Annotated in this window: 24 protein-coding genes, 1 tRNA gene and 1 pseudogene; 7 read left to right on the top strand and 19 right to left on the bottom strand. The window is 66.4% G+C overall.

The window, feature by feature from the left end; genetic code table 11:
- Positions 1–3: 3 nt before the first annotated feature.
- From GTH33_RS13925 to GTH33_RS13890, 8 genes are all read right to left on the bottom strand, one after another.
- Positions 4–1,143, bottom strand: a complete 1,140-nt coding sequence (locus GTH33_RS13925; protein ID WP_163958903.1) for a glycosyltransferase — start codon at positions 1,141–1,143, stop codon at positions 4–6.
- Positions 1,140–3,008 (bottom strand): HAD-IIB family hydrolase, encoded by a 1,869-nt coding sequence (locus tag GTH33_RS13920; protein ID WP_249054906.1) that lies wholly within the window; start codon positions 3,006–3,008, stop codon positions 1,140–1,142. The genes GTH33_RS13925 and GTH33_RS13920 overlap by 4 nt, the downstream gene beginning before the upstream one ends.
- Before the next feature lie 912 nt (positions 3,009–3,920).
- Positions 3,921–3,996, bottom strand: a tRNA-Lys gene (locus GTH33_RS13915).
- Between the two features lie 115 nt (positions 3,997–4,111).
- A complete protein-coding gene (rodA, locus tag GTH33_RS13910) occupies positions 4,112–5,221 on the bottom strand; it encodes a rod shape-determining protein RodA (RefSeq protein ID WP_163958901.1) in 1,110 nt (369 codons plus the stop codon).
- A complete protein-coding gene (gene mrdA, locus GTH33_RS13905; RefSeq protein ID WP_243848251.1) occupies positions 5,218–7,284 on the bottom strand; it encodes a penicillin-binding protein 2 in 2,067 nt (688 codons plus the stop codon). Before mrdA ends, rodA begins: the two co-directional genes overlap by 4 nt.
- 29 nt (positions 7,285–7,313) lie before the next feature.
- Entirely contained in the window at positions 7,314–7,838 is a 525-nt protein-coding gene (mreD, locus tag GTH33_RS13900; RefSeq protein ID WP_249054905.1) for a rod shape-determining protein MreD, read from the bottom strand.
- Positions 7,839–7,842: 4 nt separating this feature from the next.
- Positions 7,843–8,721, bottom strand: coding sequence for a rod shape-determining protein MreC (locus GTH33_RS13895; RefSeq protein WP_163958899.1), 879 nt, complete (start codon positions 8,719–8,721; stop codon positions 7,843–7,845).
- A 144-nt stretch (positions 8,722–8,865) separates the two neighbouring features.
- Entirely contained in the window at positions 8,866–9,906 is a 1,041-nt protein-coding gene (locus GTH33_RS13890) for a rod shape-determining protein (RefSeq protein WP_163958898.1), read from the bottom strand.
- 130 nt (positions 9,907–10,036) lie between these two features.
- On the opposite strand from GTH33_RS13890, the gene mutL reads away from it, so the two are divergent.
- The gene (gene mutL / locus GTH33_RS13885) at positions 10,037–11,872 is read left to right on the top strand and encodes a DNA mismatch repair endonuclease MutL (RefSeq protein WP_163958897.1); all 1,836 of its coding nucleotides are present in this window, start codon (positions 10,037–10,039) and stop codon (positions 11,870–11,872) included.
- A 120-nt stretch (positions 11,873–11,992) separates the two neighbouring features.
- Here the strand turns inward: mutL and GTH33_RS13880 are convergent, their stop codons facing one another.
- The 5 genes from GTH33_RS13880 to GTH33_RS13860 form a co-directional block, all read right to left on the bottom strand.
- Positions 11,993–12,481 (bottom strand): Imm26 family immunity protein, encoded by a 489-nt coding sequence (locus GTH33_RS13880; RefSeq protein WP_163958896.1) that lies wholly within the window; start codon positions 12,479–12,481, stop codon positions 11,993–11,995.
- A gap of 451 nt (positions 12,482–12,932) precedes the next feature.
- Positions 12,933–13,526, bottom strand: a complete 594-nt coding sequence (gene rplI, locus GTH33_RS13875; RefSeq protein WP_163958895.1) for a 50S ribosomal protein L9 — start codon at positions 13,524–13,526, stop codon at positions 12,933–12,935.
- A 12-nt stretch (positions 13,527–13,538) separates the two neighbouring features.
- Positions 13,539–13,763, bottom strand: coding sequence for a 30S ribosomal protein S18 (gene rpsR / locus GTH33_RS13870; RefSeq protein WP_007403456.1), 225 nt, complete (start codon positions 13,761–13,763; stop codon positions 13,539–13,541).
- Complete coding sequence (rpsF, locus tag GTH33_RS13865; RefSeq protein WP_163960073.1) at positions 13,763–14,194, bottom strand: 30S ribosomal protein S6; 432 nt, start codon at positions 14,192–14,194, stop codon at positions 13,763–13,765. The genes rpsR and rpsF overlap by 1 nt, the downstream gene beginning before the upstream one ends.
- A gap of 169 nt (positions 14,195–14,363) precedes the next feature.
- A complete protein-coding gene (locus tag GTH33_RS13860) occupies positions 14,364–14,723 on the bottom strand; it encodes an RcnB family protein (protein ID WP_163958894.1) in 360 nt (119 codons plus the stop codon).
- 208 nt (positions 14,724–14,931) lie between these two features.
- Between GTH33_RS13860 and fabD the strand changes: the two genes are divergently transcribed.
- From fabD to mltG, 6 genes and pseudogenes are all read left to right on the top strand, one after another.
- Entirely contained in the window at positions 14,932–15,891 is a 960-nt protein-coding gene (gene fabD / locus GTH33_RS13855; protein WP_163958893.1) for an ACP S-malonyltransferase, read from the top strand.
- Positions 15,892–15,925: 34 nt separating this feature from the next.
- A complete protein-coding gene (locus tag GTH33_RS13850; protein WP_163958892.1) occupies positions 15,926–16,381 on the top strand; it encodes a GxxExxY protein in 456 nt (151 codons plus the stop codon).
- Positions 16,360–17,099: pseudogene (gene fabG, locus GTH33_RS13845) on the top strand (3-oxoacyl-[acyl-carrier-protein] reductase). Before GTH33_RS13850 ends, fabG begins: the two are co-directional and overlap by 22 nt.
- Positions 17,100–17,218: 119 nt before the next feature.
- The gene (locus GTH33_RS13840; RefSeq protein WP_017979028.1) at positions 17,219–17,455 is read left to right on the top strand and encodes an acyl carrier protein; all 237 of its coding nucleotides are present in this window, start codon (positions 17,219–17,221) and stop codon (positions 17,453–17,455) included.
- Positions 17,456–17,612: 157 nt separating this feature from the next.
- The gene (fabF, locus tag GTH33_RS13835) at positions 17,613–18,872 is read left to right on the top strand and encodes a beta-ketoacyl-ACP synthase II (protein ID WP_163958891.1); all 1,260 of its coding nucleotides are present in this window, start codon (positions 17,613–17,615) and stop codon (positions 18,870–18,872) included.
- A 4-nt stretch (positions 18,873–18,876) separates the two neighbouring features.
- A complete protein-coding gene (mltG, locus tag GTH33_RS13830; protein WP_163958890.1) occupies positions 18,877–19,845 on the top strand; it encodes an endolytic transglycosylase MltG in 969 nt (322 codons plus the stop codon).
- A gap of 111 nt (positions 19,846–19,956) precedes the next feature.
- Here mltG and GTH33_RS13825 read toward each other — a convergent pair whose 3' ends face one another.
- The 6 genes from GTH33_RS13825 to zwf all read right to left on the bottom strand — a co-directional run bounded on the left by GTH33_RS13825 (position 19,957) and on the right by zwf (position 26,284).
- Positions 19,957–20,346 (bottom strand): hypothetical protein, encoded by a 390-nt coding sequence (locus GTH33_RS13825; RefSeq protein WP_163958889.1) that lies wholly within the window; start codon positions 20,344–20,346, stop codon positions 19,957–19,959.
- Positions 20,347–20,422: 76 nt separating this feature from the next.
- Positions 20,423–21,028 carry a bifunctional 4-hydroxy-2-oxoglutarate aldolase/2-dehydro-3-deoxy-phosphogluconate aldolase gene (eda, locus tag GTH33_RS13820; RefSeq protein ID WP_163958888.1) on the bottom strand — a complete coding sequence of 202 codons (606 nt, stop codon included), beginning with the start codon at positions 21,026–21,028 and terminating at the stop codon, positions 20,423–20,425.
- 11 nt (positions 21,029–21,039) lie between these two features.
- Positions 21,040–22,008, bottom strand: coding sequence for a glucokinase (gene glk / locus GTH33_RS13815; RefSeq protein ID WP_163958887.1), 969 nt, complete (start codon positions 22,006–22,008; stop codon positions 21,040–21,042).
- A 112-nt stretch (positions 22,009–22,120) separates the two neighbouring features.
- Positions 22,121–23,932, bottom strand: coding sequence for a phosphogluconate dehydratase (gene edd / locus GTH33_RS13810; protein WP_163958886.1), 1,812 nt, complete (start codon positions 23,930–23,932; stop codon positions 22,121–22,123).
- A gap of 34 nt (positions 23,933–23,966) precedes the next feature.
- Complete coding sequence (gene pgl, locus GTH33_RS13805) at positions 23,967–24,671, bottom strand: 6-phosphogluconolactonase (RefSeq protein ID WP_163958885.1); 705 nt, start codon at positions 24,669–24,671, stop codon at positions 23,967–23,969.
- 149 nt (positions 24,672–24,820) lie between these two features.
- Positions 24,821–26,284: a glucose-6-phosphate dehydrogenase gene (gene zwf, locus GTH33_RS13800; RefSeq protein WP_163958884.1), complete on the bottom strand. Its 1,464-nt coding sequence runs from the start codon at positions 26,282–26,284 to the stop codon at positions 24,821–24,823.
- Positions 26,285–26,287: the final 3 nt, after the last annotated feature.

The raw sequence follows: 26,287 nt of genomic DNA, 5'->3' as shown, positions 1-26,287 counted from the left end.
GGGTCAGGCTCCGGTCAGATCGGGAGAGGGAATGAGGCCCGGTGCGGGCGCCCACAGGCGCTTCGACAGCGCCTCCAGCCACGCCGCGACATCGTCCGCGGGGGTATCGGAGATCATCGCCCGTTGGGCGTCGGGGCGATGCGTCGCGAGCGTCTCGGTCAGGGCGTGATGCCATGCTTCGGCCGACGAGGGAAGATGGGGGCGGACGCACGCGACGCCGGCGGCGGCCAGCGCATCCGCCTTGCGGTGCTGTTCGTCGAAATAGCGCCATTCCGGGATTGCCAGCCAGGGTTTCCCGGCAGCGAGGATCTGCTGGCAGGTAGTGTTGCCGGTCGATGCGATGACGAGGTCCGCAGCGGCGACATGGTCGGCGGCATTGTCCACCCAGCCGCGATGCTCGATATTCGCCGGTTCGGTCGCGTGCCAATCGCGCTGCACCGGGCCGATCGTGATCCACCGCGCGCCCGGCCGCGCCCGTGCACCGACGCCGAGCGGCGCCTGACCGAAGCCGTCACCACCCCCGCCGGACAGGACAAGAATCATCTCCTCCCGCGCGCCGACACCGATGCGCTGTCGGGCAAGTTCGCGCTCCGGCACGCGGGTATCGACCCCCAGGCCACCGGCGAAACAGGTTTTCGCCAGCATCGCCGTATCCCATTCCGGCTGGGCCAGACCCGCATGGAACGCGGCAAGCAAACCGGCTGCGCCATCATAGGCGGCACGATGGCCCTGATCGCCCCGGTCGCCATGCTGCAGCACCTTGACGTGCGGCACGCTGCATATCCGGGCGAGCTGCGCGATCTCGGCGGAGACGTCGCAGATCATCAGCGCGGGGTTCGCGGTTTCGAACCAGCTCGTAATCGTCGCCATCGCGCGGCGAATGCCCGGCCAGCCGAGCGGCGCGCAGTGGAGCGTCGCCGGCGTCGCAATATCGCTCATCGTCGTCGGCTCGCCCCCCATGGGTTCGAACAGCGACGGGATGCGGACGATGTCGACATGCGCGGGCAGGGCGGGGAAGATATCGTCGCGGGCGCAAAAGATCGTCAGCGGACGCCTTGCCGGCAGCGCGTTGGCGATCGCGGCGCACCGTTCGGCGTGGCCACGCCCCTGATGATGAACGAAATAGCCGAAGGGGCGCATCATGCCGCAACCGCGACGCGGTGCGTCAGGCCGAGCAGGTCCAGCCCCTCCATCACACCCGCCGCATGCCGGGACCTTACCCGATGCAAGCCGGCGCGCGGGGTCAGCATCGCCAGCTCATCGCTGGCATTGGCCACGACGATCGCGTGGCCGCATGCCTCCAGCATGTCGACGTCATTGCCGCTGTCACCGGAGGCGACGCATTGGTTCAGCGACAGGCCGTGGCGCGCGGCATAGGCGGCAATGGCGGCGGCCTTGCCCCCCATCGGCGCGATCACGTCGATCAGATGCCCGTGCGAGAAGATGACGCGCGCCTTCAGTCCTGTCGTCTCCAACGCCGCGCGGATGTGCGCGGCATCGGTTGCGGTGCCGAAGAAACTGAGCTTGTGCGGGCCGTCCGTTTCCGCTGGCTGTCGTTCGATACCCAGCGGCGCGAGCGCACGGGCGATAGCCGAGCGGTCCCAGTCATGGTCCAGCGCCGCCGCATAATCCGGGCAGGCATGCCATCGTCCGGCATCGTCCACGACCATCAGCCGCGTACCGACATCGACGATATAGGCATCGGGTTCGGGCAGTCGCCATTGCCGCAGCACCGCACGGGCCGCATCGAACGATCGACCGGTCGCGATGACGAAGGGGAGCGCACTGCCCGCGCGCCACTCCGCAAACGCCCGCGCACCGGCCGCACAGCCGGTCAACGTGTTGTCGATGTCGCATGCCAGGAGTGCCGGCTGAGCAGCACCGACCGAGGCATAGACCGCGATGCTGGCGGTGGCGTAGCGCTTCCAGTCATAGGCGCCGACATTGGCAGTCGCTGCGTCGCTCAAGCGTGCATGGCGTGCAGGATCGCCGACGATCGCCAGACAGGCGCGTCCGATCGCATCCTCGTCGCGCGGGTCGACGAGCAGGCCGTGGCCGATCGTCTCGACAATCTCGCAGGGGCCCCCGTTCATCGTCGCGATCACGGGCACGCCCATCGCGGCCGCCTCGATCAGGGTCAGGCCGAACGGTTCGTGCAAGGCCGGATTGACGAAGACGCCGCCTTTCGCGGCCAGAGCATAGAGCGCGGATACGTCGTCGGCGTCATGCGAGGGGGGCAGGGCGATGGAGCCTCGCAAGGCCGGTGTCGCAGCGAGTGCCCGCATTTCCGTCAACACGTCCTGCTCCTCCCGCGAGCAGGGCCGGTCGTGTTGCCCGGCGAGGATCACGAGGTTCGCCCGCTCTCGCAGTGCCGGTGTCAGCATGAAAGCGCGGATCAGTGCGGCTAGGTTCTTTTTGCGCACTGGCCTTGCGATGGCGAGAACGATGGGTTTTTCCGGGTGGTCCAGCCAAGCGCCCAGCCGATCGGCCAAGGTGGCCGCGCCCTGCGGTACCGGACGTTGCGGCACGCCGGGGGGCAGGCAATGGATGCGGCCATCGATTGCCACGCCATACGCCCGCAGCTGGCGTTCGGCTTCGTCATGGGTCGAGACGATGATGCTGTCCGCGGCAATGATGGCGGCACGTTCCGCGTCGATCCGCGCATCCACGCTCTCATCCGCACACCCTTGCGCACGCTTGTCGATACCGAGCGCGTGGGGGGTGTAGACGAATGGTATGCCGAACCGGCGCTGCGCCTCGATGGCGACGGCTGCTGCATCGGCGAAATGGGCGTGAATGATATCGGGATGTCTCGGCAATCGACGGATATGGTCGCAGAATGCCTCGGTAAACGCGACCAGATCAGCGGCAAGCGCCTCTTTCTCCAGATAGCGCTGGTCGTCGGTGGCAATGCGATCGATCGTGACGCCATCGGCCACATATTCGCTCGACCAGGAATGTCGTGGTGACAGATTGCTGTCGCTGAACAAGCGCGTGACGATCGACACGCGATCCACCGATGCGCTTCGTGCCTGGGTCAGTGCAGCGTCTATGACATAGGCGATGTGACCGCCTGTGTCGGCGGTTATGCCGAAGGTTATCGGTGGCGCATGGACACAGCCCCCAAGCGCAAGATGCAAGATGAACACCCGGTCCCCACCATTGTTGACATCATGCAACGCTTGTCCTGCACATATTGATCCCGCTTCTTAACTGATCGACATATTGATGTGGATCAACGTGGGTTAGCTTGTGGCGGAAAAGGAGGAGGGAGGGTTGATTTGAATCAATAAATTCGAGCCCGTTGCGGTTGGATAGGCGCCGACTCTATTTCTTTTGGCCGAAAGGCGGCAATATCGAAGGATTATAAATCGATAGTTATCGAATATAAATCATGTATGAATAACATTGCAACACTTAAAACTGATGCAATAAGCAACATGATTCACTTATTTCGAGTTTTGTTCAAGTTACACGTCTATCAATAGATTGCGGGGGTTTGTTACCCCTAGATTGAATACTCGAAAGACGATTGGGTTTATCTATTGACGATAAAGTGGTGTTAATTCCTGTTGGCGATGTTTGATGCCGTTGGACAGGGGTGTTGCGTAAACGTGCAAGGGGAGTCGTGCGACAACCTGCACGAGATCGTCCAGCCGACGATGACCGAACAACGGCGATCCCGACATTTACTGATGTCTGGCGACATCGGTGTCGCGCCAGCCTTGAGCGCACGAAGGCTGGTCGGGATCGAACGCCACTATCCGATGCGGGGTTCATTCGGGACCAGCGAATATCAAACTCGGGGTCATCGCTAGCCTGCTGAAGAGCACGGAACGGTTAGTGTCCGCCTAGCGCATCGGAGTTCGCGCCTGCCTCAGTAAGGCAAACGAAATGCTTGTATTCACTATGGCGAGGGGTGGTGGACGCACTTGGGCTCGAACCAAGGACCCGCTGATTAAGAGTCAGCTGCTCTACCAACTGAGCTATGCGTCCATGACCGGCCTGTGTGATGGCGCTTTGGAGAGGCGCCGGCCCCGTCGGGAGGCGGCCAATTAGCAGCCGATCCGGTTGATGCAAACCCTTTTTTGCAGTGCACCGATTTTTCTGGTCACCAGCGTATGGCACGACGGTTCTGGCGGTCGATCGACATCAGGATGCCGAGACACAGCAATACGGTCATCTGTGCCGAACTGCCGAAGCTGACCAGCGGCAGAGGGATGCCGACGACAGGCGCAAGGCCCATCACCATCGACAGGTTGATTGCCACATAGAAGAAGATCGTCGTTGCCAGCCCCGCCGCGGTCAGGCGGGCGAAGCGAGTGCCGGCCTGTTGCCCGACGTTGACACCCCAGCGGATGACCAGAAGGAAGGCGAGGATCAGCAGGCAACCGCCGACCAGCCCCCATTCCTCTGCCATGGTGGCGAAGACGAAGTCGGTGTGGCCTTCGGGAAGATAATCGAGATGGCTCTGGGTGCCGTTGAGGAACCCCTTCCCCCACAGGCCACCGGAGCCGATGGCGATTTTGGATTGGCTGATGTGATATCCTGTGCCGAGGGGGTCGCTTTCGGGATCGAGGAAAATCAGCACGCGATTGCGTTGATAATCGTGCAACAGGAAGTTTACCGCGAGGGGCGCCGCGATCGCCAGGCTGAGCGCGCCGCCGACGAACAGGCGCATCGGGATGCCGGCGAGGAACATCACCACAACCCCGCCGCCGCAGACCATCAACGCGGTGCCGAGGTCGGGCTGTTTCATGATGAGCGCCGCAGGAATGCCGATGAGCAGCACCGCGGGCCAGATCGCGCCGAACCGGCGGGTCTCACCCGGCGGCAGCATGTCGTAGAAGCGGGCGCAGGCGAGGACGATCGCGGGCTTCATGAATTCGGACGGTTGCAGCCGGATGCCGACATCCAGCCAGCGCTGGCTGCCGCCGCGCACCGCCCCCACCAGTTCGACGAGGACCAGTGCGACGACGATGACCACATAGGCCGGCAGCGCTGCCGACCGCCACGTCCGTTCCGGCACGTAGGACAGCGCAAGGGCGGCGGCGAGCAGGACGAAGAAACGCACGCCCTGCGACAGTGCCCAGGGCTGTAGCGAGCCACCGGCGGCGGAATAGAGCACGACCTGCCCGAAGATGCCGATCGCCACCACGAGGCCGAGCACGCGCCACGGCAGGCGGGCGATCGGTTCGGGGATGATGCCGCCACGGCTCATGGTTCGTTCCGTTCGCTGGTGCCGTCGTCGGGCGCGGTTTCGCCGGCCGCGCTGCGATCGGCGAAGGCGGCCTGGGCCTGGTTGGCAAGGTCGGTGGCAGCCTCCACGGCGTCCGAATCGCTCGGCACCACGCCGTCGGTCTTGGTCGCATTGGCGGCCGGCGGCGGGGCCTGGGCGGCGCGATAGGCGTCGGCCTGCGCGGTCATCCGCGTCGCGATGTCGCCACCCCAGGTGGGTTCGACATCGGCAAGGCTCTTGATCGCGCGGTCGCGGTCGAACAGCCAGGTCATGATATCGCGCCCGATCATCGGCGTATCGAGATTGCGCACCGTATGGCCATTGTGTTCGAGCACGACGGCGATGGCATATCGCGGATTGTCGGCCGGTGCGAAGCCGACGAACAAAGCGTGGTCGCGCATCTTGAACGGCAATTGCCCGTTCTTGAGCACGCCCGTGCTGCGCCGTTCGGCCATGGTGATGCGGCGGACCTGCGCGGTGCCGGTCTTGCCGGCGATCGCGACGCCCGGCACCAGCAGCCGCGCCGCCCCGCCGGTGCCGCCCTGGTTGACGACGCCGAACATGGCATCGCGCACACTGGCGAGATGTTCGGAGGCAATCGGCAGTGCCGGTGCATCGAGATGGACGCGATCCGCCAGCAGGCTCGGCTGCAAGGCGCGGCCCGAAGCGATGCGCGCCGCCATCACCGCGAGTTGCAGGGGATTGGCGAGGACATAGCCCTGGCCGATCGCAGCGTTGAGGCCATCGGCGACCGTCCAGCGCGCCTTGTATTTGCGCATCTTCCAGTCGGAATCCGGGACGGTGCCGTAACGCTGGGTGGAAAAGGGCAGGTCGAATTTCTGCCCCAGCCCGGTCAGGCGTGCGATCGGTGCGATCTTGTCATACCCGATCCGCCGGACCATTTCCCAGAAATAGACGTCGCAGCTCTGTTCGATCGCATGCTTGAGGTCGACGGGGCCATGGCCGCTGCGCTTATGGCAGTGGAAGAGGCCGGTGCCGATGCGGATGACGCCGGTGCAATTGACGCGTGCCTCGGCCGGGACCCCCGCTTCGAGCAGGGCAAGGCCCGCCATCGGTTTCACGGTGGATCCGGGGGGATAGAGCCCCTGCGTCACCTTGTTCATCAAGGGGACGTGATCGTCATCGGACAGCATCTTCCATTCGAGATGGCTGATGCCGTCCGAGAAGCTGTTGGGATCGTAGGCGGGCATCGATGCCATCGCCAGTATCTCGCCGGTGCGGCAATCCAGCACGACGGCGGAACCCGAATTGGTGCCGAGGCGGCGGGCGGCATATTCCTGCAAGCCGGCATCGATGGTGAGCCGCTGGGTCTGGCCCGGCACATCGGCGCGGGTCGGCAGTTCGGCGACAACCTTGCCGCGCGCCGTCACCTCGACCCGCTTGGCGCCGGGGGTGCCGCGCAGCTGCTGTTCGAGCTGCTTTTCCAGCCCGTCCTTGCCGAGCTTGAAACCGGGCGTCACCAGCAGCGGGTCGCGCGTCGCCTTGAACTGTTCGGCATTCGCGGCGCCGACATAGCCGGTGAGATGCGCCACCGCCGCGCCGGCCGGATAGGCGCGGGCGAAGCCGCGGGTGGGCGCGACGCCGGGCAATTCGGGCTGGCGCAGGCTGACGGCGGCGAACCGGTCCCAGCTGATGTTCTCGGCGACCTGCACGGGCTGGAAGCCGGCGGCGCCCTTCAGGTCGATCTTGATGCGCTCGACCTCTTCGGGCGGCAGCGCGAGGAGGGTGGCGAGCAGGGCGAGCACGCGGTCGCGTCCGCTATCGCCGCCCTCGAGCCGGTCGGGGATGATATCGACGCGAAAGTCGGTGCGGTTGTTGGCGATCGGCGCACCGTGGCGATCGACGATCCAGCCGCGACGCGGCGGGATCATCGTCAGGTTGACGCGGTTGCTTTCGGCGAGGTGGTTGTATTTTTCGTTCTGGGCGATGGCGAGCCAGCCCATCCGGCCGGCCAGCAGCACGCCGATGCCCGCCTGCGCCGTGCCGAGCAGCCAGGCGCGCCGCGAGAAGCTGTACGCCTGCATCGCTTCGGTGACGAGCCGGGGGGAGCGCCTCAGGATGTCGGCCCCCGCTTGCGATCGATCCACGCGACCAGCCGCGCCGACAGGGGAAAGAGCATGACCGATGCCATGATCTGGGCCAATAGCATCGTATCGACATGCGCGCCGATCGGCAGCGCGATCCAGCGGCCGAGCGCAAGGCAAAAGGCGATGGCGCCGGTGGCGATCAGCCAGTCCTGCCAGAAGTCCCGGAACACCAGCCGTTGTTCGATGAGGTCGATGGCGATGAAGCACAACGACCAGAGCAGCACCGCCGACCCCAGCGGCTGGCCGCTGACGAGATCGTCGAACAGGCCGAGCGGCGCGGCGGCCCAGGGACGCAGCGCGAAACGCGCGAGCAGCCGCCAAGTCAACAGCGTGATGAGGCCGAGCGGCGGCATCAGCGGCAGGCTGGCGACGACCGGAACGACCGCCGTCAGCGCCGATGCCGCGAGCACGGTCGCCCAGGGCAGCGCCCGCGCCCGGCCTGGCGGCAATGGCGGCTCGAACGGCCGAAAGTCGATGGTGTTGGGCGCCACGACGTCAGGGCGCCGTGGGGCGGGGCGGGGGAGGCGGGGGCAGCGGCATGAACGGGCGTTCGACCACCGCGAAATCAAGACCATCGGGCGCGGCGAAGGGGATGGCCAGAACGCTGTCCGCGCCGGCCCGTTCGACCTGCGCGACCGGGACACCCGGCGCATAGAGACCGCCGGTGCCCGAGGTCACGAACATGTCGCCTTGTGCGAAGCGGACGTTGGTGGCGTTGACCGAGCGGATGTCGACGCGCCCGTCGCCGCGGCCGGCGGCGATCGCGGGCATGCCGTCGCGGGTGCGGCGGACGGGCACGAGGCTGTCGGGATCGGTCACGAGCAACACGCGCGCCGCGATCGGCCCGGCTTCCAGCACGCGGCCGACCAGCCCTTCGGGACCGCGTACCGGCATGCCTGGCCGCACGCCCTGCATGTGACCGGCGTTGAGCAGCGCGAATCGGCGGCCGCTGGACGCGGTGGAACCGACGAGGCGGGCGGTCACCACCGGTTCGGGCGTGCGTTCCCGCACGGCGAGCAGCGCGCGCAGGCGGCGATTGTCATAGGCGATCGTGCGTGCGGTGGTGAGGATGGCACGGGTGCGTTTCACCTCGGCGCGCAGATCGGCGTTTTCGCCATGGACGCGGAACCACGTACCGATGGCACGTGGCACCGACGTCACGGCATCGGCGACGACGTCCAGGCCCGTCGCGACCGGCGTGGTGACGCTGGCCACGGCCATCCGCAGCGCGCTGAAGGCGGGCGGGTTGAAGGTGGAGGCGACGAGCAGCACCGCGCCCACCACCGCACCCGCCACCGCGAGCACGTAGCCGAGAAACGCCGTATATTGCCGCCGCCGCGAGAAACCCGTGCGACGGTCGCGGGCAGGCGCCATGCGCCGGTCCCCCCGTCTCTTGAGAATATCTGCCGTCCGCTTAGCGCATTCGGCGTCCGATCCAAACCTTGCAAAGGTCCGGAACCGTCGTGCGTGCGTAACCGGGGGATGGCCTGACGCCCGCCCGCCAGAAACGCGATCGGATCAGCCGGTCTGGAGTACGCCGCGGAACATCGGATCCTCCAGCGCGCGACCGGTGCCGAGCGCGACGCAGGTCAACGGATCCTCGGCGACGGTCACCGGCAGGCCGGTTTCGTCGCGCAGCACCTCGTCCAGCCCTTCGAGCAGGGCGCCGCCGCCGGTCAGGACGATGCCCTGATCGACGATGTCGGCAGCGAGTTCGGGCGCGGTGTTCTCCAGCGCGACGCGAACGCCCTCGACGATCGTCGCGACCGGTTCGCTCAACGCCTCGGCGATCTGGCCCTGGTTGATCTGGATCTCCTTCGGCACGCCGTTGACCAGGTCGCGGCCCTTGACGAAGATGATCTTGCCGACGCCATCGGCGGGCGGGCGGGCGATACCGACCTCCTGCTTGATGCGTTCGGCGGTGGCTTCGCCGATCAGCAGATTGTGGTTGCGGCGGACGTAGCTGACGATCGCCTCGTCCATCTTGTCGCCGCCGACACGCACCGACGTGGTGTAGGCGAGACCACGCAGCGACAGCACCGCGACTTCGGTGGTGCCGCCGCCGATGTCGACGACCATCGAACCGATCGGTTCGGTGACCGGCATGTCGGCACCGATCGCGGCGGCCATCGGCTCCTCGATCAGATACACCTGGCTGGCGCCGGCGTTGGACGCGGCATCGCGGATCGCGCGGCGTTCGACCTTGGTCGAGCCAGACGGCACGCAGATGACGATTTCGGGCCAGCGGGCGAACTTGCGGGGGCCGTGCACCTTGCGGATGAAATGCTTGATCATCTCTTCCGCCACGTCAATGTCGGCGATGACGCCATCGCGCAAGGGACGGATCGCCTCGATCGAGCCGGGGGTCTTGCCCATCATCAGCTTGGCGTCGTCGCCGACCGCCTTGACCCGGCGCACGCCGTTGATCGTCTCTACCGCCACCACGGATGGTTCGTTGAGTACGATGCCGCGCCCCCGCACGTAGACCAGGGTGTTCGCGGTGCCGAGATCGATCGCCATGTCGTGCGACATGAATTTGAAGAAGCGGGGAAATGCCATCGGGCGCTAGGTTCCGTTTTCGGGACGCAGAATGTCCGCATGACCCGCCGCAACACCGTGTCGGCCACGAAGTTCGTCATAGTGTGCGGAAGGCTCGCGGGATGCGTTCGCTTGGTATAGAGCTTGCGCGGTGTCAATACGCCGTCTGCCCGAACATCTCGTCAACCGTATCGCCGCCGGTGAAGTGGTAGAAAGGCCCGCCAGCGCGTTGAAGGAGCTGGTCGAGAATGCGATCGACGCAGGCGCGAGTCGGATCGCCATCAGCCTGTCCGAAGGCGGGCTGTCGCGGATCGAGGTGGCGGACGACGGTTGCGGCATGACGCCCGCCGACATGGCATTGGCGCTGGAACGGCATGCGACATCCAAGCTGCCCGACGAGGCGATCGAGATGGTCGCGACGCTGGGCTTTCGCGGCGAGGCGCTTCCATCGATCGCCAGCGTCGCGCGGCTGACGATCGAATCGCGCGTGTGCGGCGCGGAGGGCTGGGCGCGGGCCGTCGACAACGGCATCGTCGTCCGCGAGGGGCCGGCCGCGCTGCCGCCGGGAACCCGGGTGATCGTCGAGGCGCTGTTCGGGCGGGTGCCGGCGCGGCGCAAGTTCCTGCGGTCGGCGCGGGCGGAATATGGCGCCTGTATGGATGTGGTACGACGGCTCGCGATGGCGCGACCCGATATCGCCTTCACGCTGGAACACGACGGGCGCCGGGCGCTGGCCGCGACGCAGGCGGACGACCGGCCGGGACGGGTGGCGGCGCTGACCGACCGGGCGCTGGCGGACAATGCGGTGACGATCGATCTGGAGCGGCCGACCGATGCGGGCGTGCTGGTGCTGGGCGGGGTGGCGAGCCTGCCGACCTACAATCGCGGCGTGGCAGACCATCAATATCTCTTCGTCAACGGCCGGCCGGTGCGCGACCGCCTGCTGATGGGGGCGATTCGCGGCGCCTATGCCGAAATGCTGCCGCGCGATCGGCATGCGGTGGTCGCGCTGTTCCTCGACATGCCGGCGAGCGAGGTGGATGTGAACGTGCATCCGGCGAAGACCGAGGTCCGGTTCCGCGATCCTGCGATGGTGCGCGGCATGATCGTGTCCGGCTTGCGGCGCGCGCTGGATGCCGCGGGACATCGCAGCGTGCAGCGACCCACGGATGCGGCGCTGCAAATGTGGCAGCCGGAACGCTTGCCGGGCGCGCCCGATGCGGCAGGCGGGCTTGGTCCGGCGGCGGTCGCAGGGGTCGGGATGGGCGAGGCGGCGTTGTTCGCGACGCCATCGTCGGTGGCGGCGATGGCGCCGGGGCGCGTCGCCGATCATCGATCGACCTTCTTCACGACGCCGCCGGCGGCGCGGGCCGAGCCGGCGTGGGCGCCGCCGCCGGAAACGATCGCGCATCCGCTCGGCGTCGCCCGCGGGCAGGTCGCCAAGACCTATATCGTCGCCGAGGCGGAGGACGGGCTGGTGCTGGTCGACCAGCATGCGGCGCACGAGCGGCTGGTGCTGGAACGGATGCGTGCGGCGCTGGCGGGCGGACGGGTGGCGGCGCAGGCATTGCTGATCCCCGAGGTGATCGAGCTGGACGAGCCGGCATGCGACCGGCTGGAGGCGCGGGCGGGCGAGCTGGGCGAGCTGGGCCTGGACCTCGAGCGGTTCGGACCTGCGGCGATGCTGGTGCGATCGACGCCGGCGTTGCTGGGGCAGGCGGATCCGACGGGCCTCGTCACCGATCTCGCCGACGAACTCGCCGCCTTCGACGAAGCGCTGTCGCTGCGCGAGCGGCTGGATGCGGTGGCGGGGACGATGGCCTGCCATGGGTCGGTCCGCGCGGGGCGGGTGCTTTCGGTCGCCGAGATGAACGCACTGCTGCGCGAGATGGAGGTGACGCCGCATTCGGGCCAGTGCAACCACGGCCGCCCGACCTGGGTAAAGCTGGCGCATGGCGATATCGAGAAGCTGTTCGGCCGGCGGTGAATTGTTGAGTGATGCCTGATAGGATGCGTCACGCCCCACACGGCCGTGATTGAATAAATGACGGCTTACGCCCAACGCCAGTCATTCAGGAGGCGCAGCAAGGTGCCGACAAGCGAATGCTCAAGGAATCGCAGACTCATCAATCCGTAAGCTATCGACCCACTTGTTAGGCCGAGCCGTGAGGTGGTCACGAAGTCGGTCCTCAACGTGCTCGGGTTCCCATACGGCGGCAGCTTCTAATCCGGCGCAGTCTGCAAGGGTCGCGGTTCGCTCCCAGTTCGTCGCTGCAAAACTGGAATGATAGAGCGCCAATCGCCCGGTGATCGCGTCCTGTTTGTAGAAGAACGGCTCTGCACGGTTTTCACCGGTGAGCGCTGCGCGACCGATCACCGGCCAGCGTTCACTCGTCACTGCGTGGTTTGCAACCCAAAGCCGGAAGAGGACCGGCAGGCGGCTTAGTTCTTCCGGGGCAAGATCGTCGACGCTGCCGCCTTCAAAGAACACCATGAGCGGTTCTGCGGCAACCTGAGCATACGAATGGCAACCGTCGCCAAGATCGATTTTCAGGAGATCGCCTTCACGACGGCGGACCCTGGAGACGCGTTGCATCCGACCATGCTACGCTCGGGACGGCGTTGGTTGCAATGTCCGCTAACAGCGACCACCGCCTTAAAGCTGCCGGTCCGCTCTCCTCCCAAATTCAGCCATTCTGACACGGTCGTCTCATAGGTTGACCTGGGTGAAGCTGGCGCATGGCGATATCGAGACGCTGTTCGGCCGGCGGTGACGCGCCGGGGCCTACTGCGGGGGAGCGGGGCCGTTCACGGAATCGCAACCTTTGCGCGCGGCGTGCATTCAGCGTCCGAACAGAGCATTTTGGGTTTGCCGCATCATGAAGCAGATTTTCCCCGTCGTCCTCGCCCTCATCCCCCTCGCCGCCGTCGTCGGCGCCTGCATCAGCTGCCCCTGATCGCTGCCGGACCATAGACAGCGAAAAGGCCGCCCGGTGGATCACCGGGCGGCCTTTTTCATGGGTGTCGGCGAAGGGCCGGCGAGGGGATCAGCCCTGCGCCTGCTCCTCGTCCGGCTGCGCTTCGGCGGTCGCGCCCGGCTCGGCGTTGGGATCGTAATCCTCGACGAAGCCGGCCTCGTCGCGTTCGAACATCGATGCCATGACATCGACGCCGGTCGCCTGCATCTCGGCCTCTTCGGGCGAGCGGGCGACGTTGACCTTGACGGTCACCGCGACTTCCGGGTGCAGCGCGACGCGCACGTCGTACACGCCGATCGACTTGATCGGCTTGTCCAGCACGATCTGGCTCTTGGCGACCTTGTGGCCGGCGCCCTCGAGCGCCTCGATCAGGTCGCGCACGGCGACCGAGCCGTACAGCTGGCCCGTGTTCGACGCCTGACGGATCAGGGTAACCGATGCGTCCTTGAAGCCTGCCGCATCCTTCTCGGCTTCGCCGCGACGGTTGGCATTATCCGATTCGATGCGGGCGCGGTTCGCCTCGAACACCTTGCGGTTGGCTTCGTTGGCGCGCAGCGCCTTCTTGTTCGGCAGCAGGAAGTTGCGGGCGAACCCGTCCTTGACCTTCACCACGTCGCCGATGGCGCCGAGCTTCTCGACGCGCTCAAGCAGAATGACGTCCATGTTCCGGACTCCTTACTTAACGACGTAGGGCAGCAGGCCCAGATGACGGGCGCGCTTGATGGCCTGGGCCAGCTCGCGCTGCTTCTTGGCGCTCACCGAGGTGATGCGCGACGGCACGATCTTGCCACGCTCGGACACGAAGCCCTGCAGCAACCGGACGTCCTTATAGTCGATCCGGGGAGCATCCTTGGCCGAGAACGGGCAGGACTTGCGGCGGCGGAAAAACGGGCGAGCCATTATGCGGCCTCCTCTTCACGGTCACGACGGGGGCCACGGTCAGCGCGGTCACCACGCGGGCCGCCATCACGGCCACCTTCGCGGTCGCCACGGCGCTCACGGTCGCGCTCCTGCTTGCGCATCATCACGGTCGGACCGTCTTCCAGCGCATCGACCTTGACGGTCATGTAGCGGATCACGTCCTCGTTGATCTGGGTCTGGCGCTCCAGCTCGGCGATCACGTTGCCTGGGGCATCGATCTCGAGCATGACGTAATGCGCCTTGCGGTTCTTGGCGATGCGATACGCCAGGCTGCGAAGACCCCAGCTCTCGGTCTTGACGACCCGGCCGTTATTGTCCTCGACGATCTTGGTGGCGGTTTCCGCCAAAGCGTCCACCTGCGCCTGTGCCAGATCCTGGCGCGCAAGGAACGTGTGCTCGTACAGAGCCATGCCTTGTCCTTCGTTGGCCGATCGCTGACGCCGCCCCATGCGACGCCCCTCCGGCTGTCTTCCGTGCAATAGAAACCGGGGCGGAGAGACTGGCTCTCCACCCCGGATGTGGGCCTCATACCCGCCCTGCCGCAAATAGCAAGGCCGAGCCATCAGGGCCGGACGGCGTTTAGCGGAACGACCGCTGGATCACGCGAACGACGGTGCCATTGTCGCGGACCAGAACCGCATCGCGGCCCGAGCGTGCCCAATAGTGGCCGCGCGGCGGGGCGGCGAGGCGGTAGGTGCGATAGTCGCGGACGACGCGATAGTTGGTCGCATAGCGGCGATCGAAGCGCTGGCCGGCGCGCCAGGCGCGCGGCCCGTTGTTGCGCACGGTGCGCTGGGTCACGACGGTACGGCCGTTCGGGCGTTCCTTGACGGTGGTGACCGTCCGTTCGCGCTGGACCGGCGCGGCATCGGCGGCCGCGATGGCCATCGGGCTGGCGACCAGCGTGGCGGCGATCGCGCTCAGGATCAGCTTCTTCATGTCACAACTCCCATTCGATTACAGGCGCCGTTCCGTCCGGCGTCGAAGGGAGATATGGGCCCGACATGTCGCAGCCCTCTCTCATCGACGGTACAGATTGGTCGCAACGTGTCGCAACTCGGCAAGGCGCGTTCAGGTTGCGTGAGGGCCGTGTCGGTCCTAGGGGCGCGCTCCTGTCATAATACGCCAAACGTCACAGGAGAGCGCGATGCGGGCATTCATCTTTCCCGGCCAGGGAAGCCAGGCAGTCGGTATGGGCAAGGCGCTCGCCGAAGCGAGCCCGACCGCGCGCGAGGTGTTCGGCGAGGTCGACGAGGCGCTCGGTCAGCACCTGTTCCGGCTGATGACCGAGGGGCCGGCCGAAGACCTGCAACTCACCGAGAACGCGCAGCCCGCGATCATGGCCAATGCCATTGCGACGCTGCGCGTGCTGGAGCGCGAGGGCGGTGTGCGGCTGGCGGACAAGGCGGATTACGTCGCCGGCCACAGCCTGGGCGAATATAGCGCGCTGTGCGCCGCGGGCACGTTCGACCTGGCGACGACCGCGCGGCTGCTGAAGGTCCGTGGCCGGGCGATGCAGGCGGCGGTGCCGGTCGGCGAAGGCGCGATGGCCGCGCTGCTCGGTGCGGACCTCGACAAGGCGCAGACGATCGCCGGTGCTGCGGTCGATGCGATCCTGGCCGAGGGCGGCGAGGAACTGGTCTGCACGGTCGCCAACGACAACGATCCTTCGCAGGTCGTGATCTCTGGCCATCGCGCCGCGATCGAGCGTGCGGTGGCGCTTGCAAAGGATCTGGGGGCAAAGCGCGCCGTGCTGCTGCCGGTGTCGGCGCCGTTCCACTGTTCCCTGATGCAGCCGGCAGCCGATGCGATGGACGCCGCGCTCGCCGACGCGCGCATCGCCGCGCCGCTGGTGCCGGTGTTCGCCAACGTCGATGCGGTGGCGATCGCCGATCCCGGTGCAATCCGGGTCGCGCTGGTCCAACAGGTCACCGGCATGGTCCGCTGGCGCGAATCGGTGCTGGCGATGGTCGACGCGGGCGTCACCCAGTTCGTCGAATTCGGCGGCAAGGTGCTTTCGCCGATGGTCAAGCGCATCGCTCCGGATGTCGAGGCGATCAGCGTCGTCACGATGGACGACATCGAGGATTTGCTTAAGAAGGTGTGATGTTCACGCGGAGGCGCGGAGGCGCGGAGAAGAAGTGAGGGATATTGACGCGATAAGCGGCGACGTCCTCGACCTCTCACTTCGTCTGCATCGCGAGCTCGGTCCCGGCATGCTCGAGAGCGTGTACGAAACCGTGCTGGCCGGTCGCCTCTCCGCGATGGGCTATAGTGTCGCACGGCAACGGCCGGTCGACATCGTATTCGATGGCCAGCGATTTGTCGGCGCGTTCCGCATCGACCTGCTCGTCGATGAGCGACTGGTGGTCGAAATCAAATCGATCGAGCGGCTGAGCGCCGCTCACGCCAAGCAATTGCTGACGTACCTCAGATTGCTGAACCAGCCCGTAGGGCTGATCGTGAACTTCGGAGGCGAAACGCTGAAGGAGGGCGTGAAGCGGGTGGTTAATGACTATTCTTCTTCCTCCGCGCCTCCGCGCCTCCGCGTGAACAAACCTTTGGAGGTTAAAGAATGTTCGATCTTACAGGCATGACCGCGCTCGTCACCGGGGCGTCGGGGGTATCGGGTCCGCGATCGCGAAGGCGCTGGCGGGGCAGGGGGCGCGGCTCGCGGTGTCGGGGAGCAATGCCGACAAGCTGGAGGCGTTCCGCGCCTCCCTCGGCGGTGATCATGTCGCGGTGCCGTGCAACCTATCGGATGCCGCGGCGGTCGATGCTTTGGTGCCGGAGGCGGTGCAGGCGCTGGGCGGGCGGCTCGACATCCTGGTCAACAACGCCGGCGTCACCCGCGACAACCTCGCGATGCGGATGAAGGATGACGAATGGGATCAGGTGATCCGCGTCAACCTGGAGGCCGCGTTCCGGCTGATCCGTGCCGCCGCCAAGCCGATGATGAAGCAGCGCTTCGGCCGCGTCGTCTCGATCACGTCGGTCGTCGGACAGACCGGTAACCCGGGCCAGGCCAATTACGCCGCGTCCAAGGCCGGGCTGGTCGGCATGTCCAAGGCGCTGGCGCAGGAGCTCGCCAGCCGCAACATCACCGTCAATTGCGTCGCGCCGGGCTTCATCCGGTCGGCCATGACCGACGGGCTACCGGAGGCGCAGAAAGCCGCGCTGCTGGGCCGCATTCCTGCCGGCGACCTTGGCACGGGCGACGATATCGGTGCGGCGGTGGTGTATCTGGCCAGCCGCGAGGCAGGATATGTCACCGGACAGACCTTGCACGTCAACGGCGGCATGGCCATGATCTAGGCAGGCGGCGGGTTGGCCGCACGCGGCCGACCCTTAACAGACGCTTGCCACCCGAACGCCTGCGTTCTACGGGCGTCCAGGAACAACGAAACACCCCCAACGTGAAGAGGGACAAGAACATGAGCGAGACCGCCGACCGCGTGAAGAAGATCGTCGTCGAGCATCTCGGCGTCGAAGCCGACAAGGTGACCGAGGACGCGAGCTTCATCGACGACCTGGGTGCCGACAGCCTCGACATCGTCGAGCTCGTCATGGCGTTCGAGGAAGAGTTCGGGGTCGAGATCCCGGACGATGCCGCCGAGAAGATCACGACCGTCAAGGACGCGATCACCTACATCGACGAGCATAAGGCGTAATAGCCTGGGGCATGGCTTTCGCCTTGCCCGCGCCCGCCAAGGGCCGGATCTGAACGGCTCCCCGTCCCCGGGCTAAGAGGGCGGGGGGCCGTTTTTCGTAACAGCCGGTCGCAGGTCATGCGACCGGTGGCGTAATGGACTGGATGGAGTGAAGGGTATGCGGCGCGTTGTCGTAACCGGATTGGGCCTCGTGACGCCGCTCGGCGCGGACGTCGAGACGGCCTGGGCCAATATCATCGCGAGCAAGTCGGGGGCGGGGACGATAACCCGTTTCGATGCGACCGACTTCCAGTCGAACTATGCCTGCGAGGTAAAGCCCAAGGACCACGAATATGGCTTCGACGCCGGCAAGCGCGTCGACCACAAGATCCAGCGCCAGGTCGACCCCTTCATCGTCTATGGCATCGATGCCGCGGGACAGGCGCTCGAGGACGCGGGCCTGACCGAGATGAGCGAAGCCGAGCGTTTCCGCGCCGGCTGTTCGATCGGTTCCGGCATCGGCGGCCTGCCGGGGATCGAGAGCGAATCGCTCGTCCTTGCCGCCAAGGGGCCGAAGCGGGTCAGCCCGCATTTCGTCCACGGCCGCCTCATCAACCTGATTTCGGGTCAGGTCAGCATCAAATACGGCCTGATGGGCCCGAACCATGCGGTCGTCACCGCCTGCTCGACCGGCGCGCATTCGATCGGCGATGCCGCACGGATGATCGCGATGGACGATGCCGACGTCATGCTGGCGGGTGGTGCGGAAAGCACCGTCTGCCCGATCGGCATCGCCGGTTTCGGCCAGGCGCGCGCGCTGTCGACCGGCTTTCGCGACGAACCGTGGCGCGCGAGCCGCCCGTGGGACAAGGACCGCGACGGCTTCGTGATGGGCGAGGGCGCCGGCGTCGTCGTCCTGGAGGAATATGAGCGGGCCAAGGCGCGCGGCGCCAAGATCTATGCCGAGGTGATCGGCTATGGCCTATCGGGCGACGCCTATCACGTCACCGCACCGCATCCCGAGGGATCGGGCGCGTTCCGGTCGATGGAAATGGCGATGAAGAAGTCGGGCCTTGCCCTAGAGGATATCGATTACATCAACGCGCACGGCACCTCGACGCCGCTCGGCGACGAACTGGAACTGGGCGCGGTACGGCGGCTGTTCGGCGATGCGCTGAACGGTGTGTCGATGTCGTCGACGAAATCGGCGATCGGGCATCTGCTCGGCGGTGCCGGCGCGGTCGAATCGATCTTCTGCATCCTCGCGATGCGCGACAGCATCGTGCCGCCGACGCTCAACCTCGACAATCCCAGCGACAATTGCGTCGGTGTCGACCTGGTCCCGCACGTGGCCAAGAAGCGGCCGGTGAAGGCGGTGCTGAACAACTCCTTCGGCTTCGGCGGTACCAATGCGTCGTTGGTGATGAAGGCGATCTGACCCCGTGCGCAAGGTCGGCTGTATCGGATTGCTGATCGGCCTGGCGGCGCTGGTCGCGGCGTTCCTGGTGGTCCAGGGGTGGGGCGGCAACGGGCCCGCCGCGCGCACGTTGACCGTGCAGGTTGCGGATGGCAGCAGCCTGGCCGCGGCGGCACGGCAGCTGGAAGCGGCCGGCGCGATACGATCCGCCAGCCGCTTCCGCCTGCTGGCGCGCGTGTTCGGATCGGGCGAGCCGATCAAGGCCGGCGAATATCGCATTCCCGCGCGCACCAGCCCGTCCGACATCCTCAAGATGTTGCAGGGCGGCAAGGTGCTCCAGCGGCTGGTTGTGGTGCCGGAGGGTTATCCGTCGGTATTGGTGCATGACGCGCTGGCCAAGGCGGACGGCCTGACCGGCAGCGTCCCCGTGCCGGCGGAAGGTTCGGTGCTGCCCGACAGCTACGCCTTCCAGCGCGGCGATACGCGTGCCGCCGTGGTCGCGCGCATGCAGAAGGCGATGCGCGATTATCTGGCGGCAGCATGGGCGAAGCGAAAGCCGGGTATCGCGGTGACGACGCCTGCCCAGGCGATCGTCCTTGCCTCCATCGTCGAGAAGGAAACGGGCAAGCCCTCGGAACGCCGGATGGTCGCCGCGGTCTATGCCAACCGGCTGAAGCGCGGCATGCCGCTGCAGGCGGATCCGACCGTCATCTATCCGATCACCAGGGGCCGCCCGCTCGGTCGCCGCATCCTGCGCTCCGAATTGCGCGCGAAGAACGGCTATAACACCTATGCCGAGGCAGGCTTGCCGGTCGGTCCGATCGCCAATCCGGGACGCGCATCGATCGACGCGGTGCTCGATCCGGGGCAGTCCAACGCGCTGTACTTCGTCGCGGACGGTACCGGCGGACATGTCTTCGCCGACACGCTCGACCAGCATAACGCCAACGTGCGCAAATGGTATGCCATCCGCCGCCAGCGCGGCGAGATGTGACGTCGACGGGAGCGACCCCGTCGTGGCGTTCGAGGTCAATCTGCCTAAGGCGTTTCTGGGAACACCAGAATGCCCCACTTTGCTGGCAATGACGGCGGGCGGTAAGCGGGTCTAGGCGGCCTGACCGAGCAGCCACCGTTCCGCGGCCGATCGATCGGTGAACAGTCCGAATGCCTCCGTCGTCGCCAGTCGCCTGATCTGCAATTTCGACAGGAAGCTGGTGACGACGAACGCGCGCCGGTCGCCAGGTTGCTTCAGCGCCAGAGCATGGCTGCGAACGTGCAGGGCGATGGCGGGGGATTGCACCGTCTCGACGATGACGAGCGTCCGGGTCGTGCCGCTTCGCCGCCGCGCCTCGTGATACAAGGGCGTCAATGCTGCAAAGAAAGCGTCGACCTCATCGCGGGTCCACACGCCACGGATCGTCAGGGTCAGGATCGCGTCCGGGGTCAGTTCCGCATCATAACCCGCATGGGCTCCGGCAACATTGGTGATCCGCATATGAACGATATACGGATTACGACCGCGCCCGCAATGTCCCTTTCGGACATTGCGGGCGGGGACGCCTATGATCGCGTCAGCCGCGCAGGGCGCTTGCGGCGCGCGCCTTCGCTTCGACGTCGGCCATCGCGCCGCCGGTCACCCAGCTGCCGCCGACGCACAGGACGGGGTCAAACGCCAGCCATTCGGGCGCGGACGCCTCGGTGATGCCGCCGGTCGGGCAGAATTTGCACTGGTAGAAGGGCGCGGCGAGCGCCTTCAGCGCTTTCAGCCCGCCGGAGGTCTCGGCAGGAAAGAACTTGAAATGGGTGAGGCCGAGGTCGAGGCCGCGCATGATGTCGCCCGCGGTGGCGGTGCCGGGGAGGTAGGCAACGCCGGCATCGATGATCGGACGGGCGAGCCGTTCGGTCAGGCCCGGCGATACGATGAATTCGACGCCCGCATCGATCACGTCCCGCGCCTGCGCCTCGCTGACGACGGTGCCGGCGCCGACGATCGCGCCGGGGACCGTCTTCATCTCGGCGATCGCCTCCATCGCGGCGGGGGTGCGCAGCGTCACCTCCAGCACGCGCAGGCCGCCAGCGACCAGCGCCTCGGCCAGCGGTTTGGCGGTCGCGGCGTCGTCGATGACCAGCACCGGGATGACGGCGCTGGTCTGCATGATGGTGGCGATGTCGGTCATGCTGGGATTCCTCACGAATGTTCTTGGGCGAAGGCAGCGGCGGCGCCGAACAGGCCCGGCTGCGGATGGGTGATGAGCTTGACGGGGATGCCCGCCATCAATGTCTGGAACCGGCCCTTCGCCTGGAACCGCTGGTCGAAGCCAGAACGGATCAGCTTGTCCTTGATCCGAAGACCGAGCCCGCCGGCGATCACCACCGCCTTTGCGCCATGCGCCAGCGCGAGATCGCCCGCGACCGCGCCCAATGCAAGGCAGAAGCGGTCGAGCGCGGCGAGCGCGATCGAATCGGTGCCCTCGATCGCCTCGGTCCAGATCGTCTTGTCGTCGCGGCTGGGGACGGCGCGGCCCTCCATCTCGGCGAGCGTTTCGTAGATCGCGATGATGCCGGGGCCGGAGCAGATGCGCTCGGCCGAGACGCGGGTGTAGGTGCGGCGCAGGCGCTTGACGAAGGCATCCTCGATCCCGTCGAGCGGCGCGTAGTCGACATGGCCGCCCTCGGTCGGGAGGACGTGATAGGGACCGCCCTCGGTCTTGAAGACCTGCGCGACGCCGAGGCCGGTGCCGGGTCCGCAGACGGTGGTGACGCCCTGAGTCGGCAGCGGCGTGTCAGGGCCGCAGAGGTGTTCGAAATCCTCCGCGGGCAGTTGCGCGACGGCATGGCCGACCGCGCCGAAATCGTTGATGACGGTATAGACGTCGGCGCCCAGCCGTTCGGGGATTAGCGATGGGCGGATCACCCAGGGATTGTTGGTCAGGCGGATGATGTCACCCGTGATCGGCGACGCGACGGAGATCGCCGCTGCCCTGGGCAGGTCGCCGCCATGGCGCGCGGCGAAGGCCTGCCACGCGGTCTGCAGGCTGGCATGCTCTGCGGTCTTCAGCGTGACCGGTTCGCCGAGGGAGACGACATGGCCGTCCGCCACCTCCGCGATGGCGAAGCGGGCATGGGTGCCACCGATGTCGACGCTGACGAGTTGCATTCTTCTCTCCTATCGTTCCACCCTCACCCTATCACCGACTGCGCCGTCTCTTCCCTCTGCCGATGGGAGAGAAGGAGCGCCGCAGGCGGCGATGAGCGAGGACGCTACTCCGCTACAGCCCCGCTGCCGCCAGCATCCCCGACGCGCCCTTTTCGGCTTCGTCCGCCAGACCGCGGAACATGCCGAACAGTTCGCGGCCCATGCCGGTCGCGGCGCCCGGCGCGTCGCAGAGCGGCCGTTCCAGCCATTCGGCGGGATCGACCAGCGCGTCCAGCGTGCCGTTGACCGCATCGACGCGGATGATATCGCCGTCCCGGATCTTGCCGATCGCGCCATGGCCGAGCGCTTCGGGCGAGCAATGGATCGCGCACGGCACCTTGCCACTCGCACCCGACATGCGGCCATCGGTGACCAGCGCCACCTTGAACCCGCGATTCTGCAACACACCGAGCGGGGGCGTGAGCTTGTGCAATTCGGGCATGCCGTTGGCCCGCGGGCCCTGGAAGCGGACGACGACGACGACGTCCCGCTCCAGTTCGCCGCGCTTGAACGCCTCGATCACATCGAGCTGATCATGGAAGACGCGTGCCGGCGCCTCGATCACCCAGCGTTCGCGATCGACCGCGGAGACCTTGATGCACGACCGGCCGATATTGCCCGCCAGAATACGCATGCCGCCGTCCGGCGAGAAGGCCTTCGCAACGGGACGCAGGATGCTGGTATCGCCGCTGTCGCCGACCGGTTCCCATGCGAGCGTGTCGTCGACGATCGCGGGCTTGTCGGCATAGGCCGCCAGGCTGTCGCCGCTCACCGTCCGAATGTCTCCGTGCAGCAGCCCGGCCGACAACAATTCGCGGATGACGAAGGGCATGCCGCCCGCCGCCTCGAACGCGTTCACGTCCGCCGAGCCGTTCGGGTAGACGCGGGCGATGGTCGGTACTGCCCGGCTGAGGCGGTCGAAATCCTCCCAATCGATGACGATGCCCGCCGCACGGGCGATCGCCGGGACATGCAGCAGGTGGTTGGTCGAGCCGCCGGTGGCGAGCAGGCCGACCGCGGCGTTGACGATCGCCTTTTCATCGACGCAATGGCCCAGCGGGCGGTAATCCTGCCCACGCCAGCCCATGCCCGCCAGCCGGTGCACCGCAGCCCGCGTCAATTCCTGCCGAAGCTTGGTACCCGGATTGACGAAGGCGGCGCCGGGCATGTGGAGGCCCATCACCTCCATCATCATCTGATTGGTGTTGGCGGTGCCGTAGAAGGTGCATGTGCCCTTGCCATGATAGGCCTGGATTTCCGCATCGAGCAGTTCCTCGCGCCCCGCCTTGCCCTCCGCATAGGCTTCGCGCACCGCTGCCTTCGCCTTGTTCGGAAGGCCGGAGGGCATCGGCCCGCCGGGGATGAGCAGCATCGGCAGATGACCGAAGCGTAGCGCCCCCATCAGCAGCCCGGGCACGATCTTGTCGCAGATGCCGAGCAGCGCCGCGCCTTCGAAGGTGCCATGGCTGAGCGCGATCGCAGTGCTCAGCGCGATCGTGTCGCGGCTGAACAGCGACAGCTCCATGCCGGGATAGCCCTGCGTCACGCCGTCGCACATGGCGGGAACGCCGCCCGCGACCTGTGCGGTCGCGCCGACCTCTCGCGCCCACACCTTCATCAGTTCGGGGTAGCGATAATAGACCGCATGCGCCGACAGCATGTCGTTATAAGCGGTGACGATGCCGATGTTCATGCCGGTATCGGCGCGCAGCGTGTCGCGGTCCTCCTCGGTCCCCGCATAGGCATGCGCCAGATTGGCGCAGCCGAGCTGCGGGCGACGCGCGCCATTGTCCCGTTCGCGTTCGATCAGCGCCAGATAGGTGGCACGGCTCTCACGCGATCGTTCGACGATGCGGTCGGTGACGGCGGAGACTTCGGAGTTCATGACGCTGATCCTGGGGAGGGGCGGTGAGGGCGGTTCAGGGCGCCCAGTGGATGTCGACGGGCAATTCGGCATCGGCGAGGACGCGGCCGATCGGATAGGGCGACGACGGCCCCTGATCGATCGCCTGTTCGATGACCGTGCGCTTGTCCTTGCCGGTGACCGCGATCATCAGCGCGCGGGCGGTGACGATGCCCTGCCGCGACAGGGTGACACGCGCGACCGGAGCTTCGGGCGGCAGCGGATCGGGCATGACGCCCAGCATGCGGCGTTCCTTCGGTCCGTTCAGCGCCTCGTCGAAATCGGGGCCGGGGAAGATCGAGGCGGTATGCCCATCCCCGCCGACGCCGAGCAGGCAGAGATCGAGCGGCCAGTGGAGATCCTGCATGAGCGCATCGGCGGAACGGCCGGCGGATTTGTAATCCTCTGTCTGCTTGGGAACGATCGGTATGACGCGGGCGCCCTTGGGGATGAACAGCTTGCCGAGCTGCGTCACGTTGGACAGCGGGTCGCCCAGCGGGACGATGCGTTCGTCCCCGGGCACGATCGTCACCCGCTTCCAGTCCAGCTTCGCTTTGGCGAGCTTTTCGTAGGCCGGAAACGGCGTCTTGCCGCCGGCCAGCGCGATGACCGCAGAGCCGCGGGCTTCGATCGCGCTTTCGATGACGAACTGGATATCGCCGGCGACCGCGTCGGCCAGTTCGGCCGCGTCGTCATAGTCCCACCATTCGATCTCGGTCATGCGTTCGGTCTCTCGTGTTCGGCGCGCATCGTCCGGCCCCGATAGACCGGGGCCGCGCGCAAGGTAAGTAGTCCCGCGTAGCGATGAGGGACATTTTCGGTCGTTCGTCCCGGATTCCGCTTCCGTTTGGTAGAAGCTGGCGCAGGCGATCAGTCGTCCTGCCAGGTCACTCCGTCGCGCTCGGTCAGCGCGATCGCGCCGGCCGGACCCCAGGTGCCGGCAGAATAATGCTTGGGCTTGGTCTGGTTCGCTTCCCAACCGGCGCGGATCGCGTCGATCCAGGTCCATTGCGCCTCGACCTCGTCGCGGCGGACGAACAACGTCTGGTCGCCCTCGATCAGGTCGAGCAGCAACCGTTCATAGGCGATGCGCCGACGCGCTCCGGCGAATTCCGCGTCGAGGCTGAGGTTCAGCGGGACTTCGCGCAGCCGCAGGCCCTCGCGGTCCAGGCCCGGTTCCTTGGTCATCACCAGCAGCTGGATATATTCCTCGGGCTGCAAGCGGATCACCAGCGTATTCGGCTGGAGCAACCCGCCGCGGCCGCGGAACATCGAATGCGGCACGGGTTTGAACTGGATCGCGATTTCGCTGCGCCGCTTCGCCATGCGCTTGCCGGTGCGCAGGTAGAAGGGGACACCCTGCCAACGCCAATTGTCGATATGGGCCTTGATCGCGACGAACGTCTCGACGTCGCTGTCATAGCCCAGCTCGTCGTCGTAACCCTTCACGACCTTGCCGCCGACCGCGCCCTCTTCATATTGGCCGGTGACCGTGCATTGCTGCACGGCTTCGGGTGCGATGGTGCGCATCGAGCGGAACACCTTGGCCTTTTCGTCGCGAATCGCGGTGCCGTCATACAGCGCCGGCGGCTCCATCGCGATCAGGGCGACCAACTGGAGCATGTGGTTGGCGACCATGTCGCGCAGCGCGCCTGCGCCTTCGTAATAGCCGGCGCGATCCTCCAGCCCCACCGTCTCGGCGATGGTGATCTGGACGTTGTCGATCCCTTGCGCGTTCCAGATCGGCTCGAACATCGAATTGCCGAAGCGGAGCGCCAGGATGTTCTGGACGGTTTCCTTGCCGAGATAATGGTCGATGCGGAAGATGCGATCCTCAGGGAAGACCGACGCGACGGTGTCGTTGATCTCCTTGCTCGATCCAAGGTCGTAGCCGAGCGGCTTTTCCAGGCCGATGCGTACGGTGTTGCCGGCAAGGCCAACGCTTTCCAACCCCTTCACGGCCGGTTCGAACAGCGAGGGCGCGGTAGACAGATAGATGGCAAGGCCGCCCGATACGTCGCCCACCTTGTCGGCGAGCGCGGCGTAGGTCGCCTGATCCGACAGGTCGACGGACTGATAGAAGATGCGATCGAGGAATCCGGCGAGCTTGCTTTCGTCCTTGCGGTCGGCAGGCAGAAACTCGTCCAGCGCCTTCTTCGCGAAATCGCGGAAACCGGCGTCATTGAGGTCGCTGCGGGCCGAGCCGGTGATCGTCAGCCCGTCCGGCAGCAGGCCATCCGCGTGCAGGCCGTAGAGCGAGGGCAGCAGCATACGCTGGGCGAGGTCACCGGTGGCTCCGAACAGGAGCAGCTTGCCGACGGGATTGCGCTGCATGAC

Source organism: Sphingomonas insulae (assembly GCF_010450875.1).
Classification (GTDB): domain Bacteria; phylum Pseudomonadota; class Alphaproteobacteria; order Sphingomonadales; family Sphingomonadaceae; genus Sphingomonas; species Sphingomonas insulae.
Note: the sequence above shows the minus strand (reverse complement) of the source record. Positions and strands in the feature narration are given on the sequence as shown.

Excerpts from the sequence above, each read along its gene's own strand:
- GTH33_RS13925 (WP_163958903.1), bottom strand. The coding sequence starts at position 1,143 with ATGATGCGCCCCTTCGGCTATTTCGTTCATCATCAGGGGCGTGGCCAC.
- rodA (WP_163958901.1), bottom strand. The coding sequence starts at position 5,221 with ATGAGCCGTGGCGGCATCATCCCCGAACCGATCGCCCGCCTGCCGTGG.
- mrdA (WP_243848251.1), bottom strand. The coding sequence starts at position 7,284 with ATGCAGGCGTACAGCTTCTCGCGGCGCGCCTGGCTGCTCGGCACGGCG.
- GTH33_RS13895 (WP_163958899.1), bottom strand. The coding sequence starts at position 8,721 with ATGGCGCCTGCCCGCGACCGTCGCACGGGTTTCTCGCGGCGGCGGCAA.
- GTH33_RS13890 (WP_163958898.1), bottom strand. The coding sequence starts at position 9,906 with ATGGCATTTCCCCGCTTCTTCAAATTCATGTCGCACGACATGGCGATC.
- GTH33_RS13880 (WP_163958896.1), bottom strand. The coding sequence starts at position 12,481 with ATGCAACGCGTCTCCAGGGTCCGCCGTCGTGAAGGCGATCTCCTGAAA.
- rplI (WP_163958895.1), bottom strand. The coding sequence starts at position 13,526 with ATGGACGTCATTCTGCTTGAGCGCGTCGAGAAGCTCGGCGCCATCGGC.
- rpsR (WP_007403456.1), bottom strand. The coding sequence starts at position 13,763 with ATGGCTCGCCCGTTTTTCCGCCGCCGCAAGTCCTGCCCGTTCTCGGCC.
- rpsF (WP_163960073.1), bottom strand. The coding sequence starts at position 14,194 with ATGGCTCTGTACGAGCACACGTTCCTTGCGCGCCAGGATCTGGCACAG.
- GTH33_RS13860 (WP_163958894.1), bottom strand. The coding sequence starts at position 14,723 with ATGAAGAAGCTGATCCTGAGCGCGATCGCCGCCACGCTGGTCGCCAGC.
- fabD (WP_163958893.1), top strand. The coding sequence starts at position 14,932 with ATGCGGGCATTCATCTTTCCCGGCCAGGGAAGCCAGGCAGTCGGTATG.
- GTH33_RS13840 (WP_017979028.1), top strand. The coding sequence starts at position 17,219 with ATGAGCGAGACCGCCGACCGCGTGAAGAAGATCGTCGTCGAGCATCTC.
- fabF (WP_163958891.1), top strand. The coding sequence starts at position 17,613 with ATGCGGCGCGTTGTCGTAACCGGATTGGGCCTCGTGACGCCGCTCGGC.
- GTH33_RS13825 (WP_163958889.1), bottom strand. The coding sequence starts at position 20,346 with ATGCGGATCACCAATGTTGCCGGAGCCCATGCGGGTTATGATGCGGAA.
- eda (WP_163958888.1), bottom strand. The coding sequence starts at position 21,028 with ATGACCGACATCGCCACCATCATGCAGACCAGCGCCGTCATCCCGGTG.
- glk (WP_163958887.1), bottom strand. The coding sequence starts at position 22,008 with ATGCAACTCGTCAGCGTCGACATCGGTGGCACCCATGCCCGCTTCGCC.
- edd (WP_163958886.1), bottom strand. The coding sequence starts at position 23,932 with ATGAACTCCGAAGTCTCCGCCGTCACCGACCGCATCGTCGAACGATCG.
- pgl (WP_163958885.1), bottom strand. The coding sequence starts at position 24,671 with ATGACCGAGATCGAATGGTGGGACTATGACGACGCGGCCGAACTGGCC.
- zwf (WP_163958884.1), bottom strand. The coding sequence starts at position 26,284 with ATGCAGCGCAATCCCGTCGGCAAGCTGCTCCTGTTCGGAGCCACCGGT.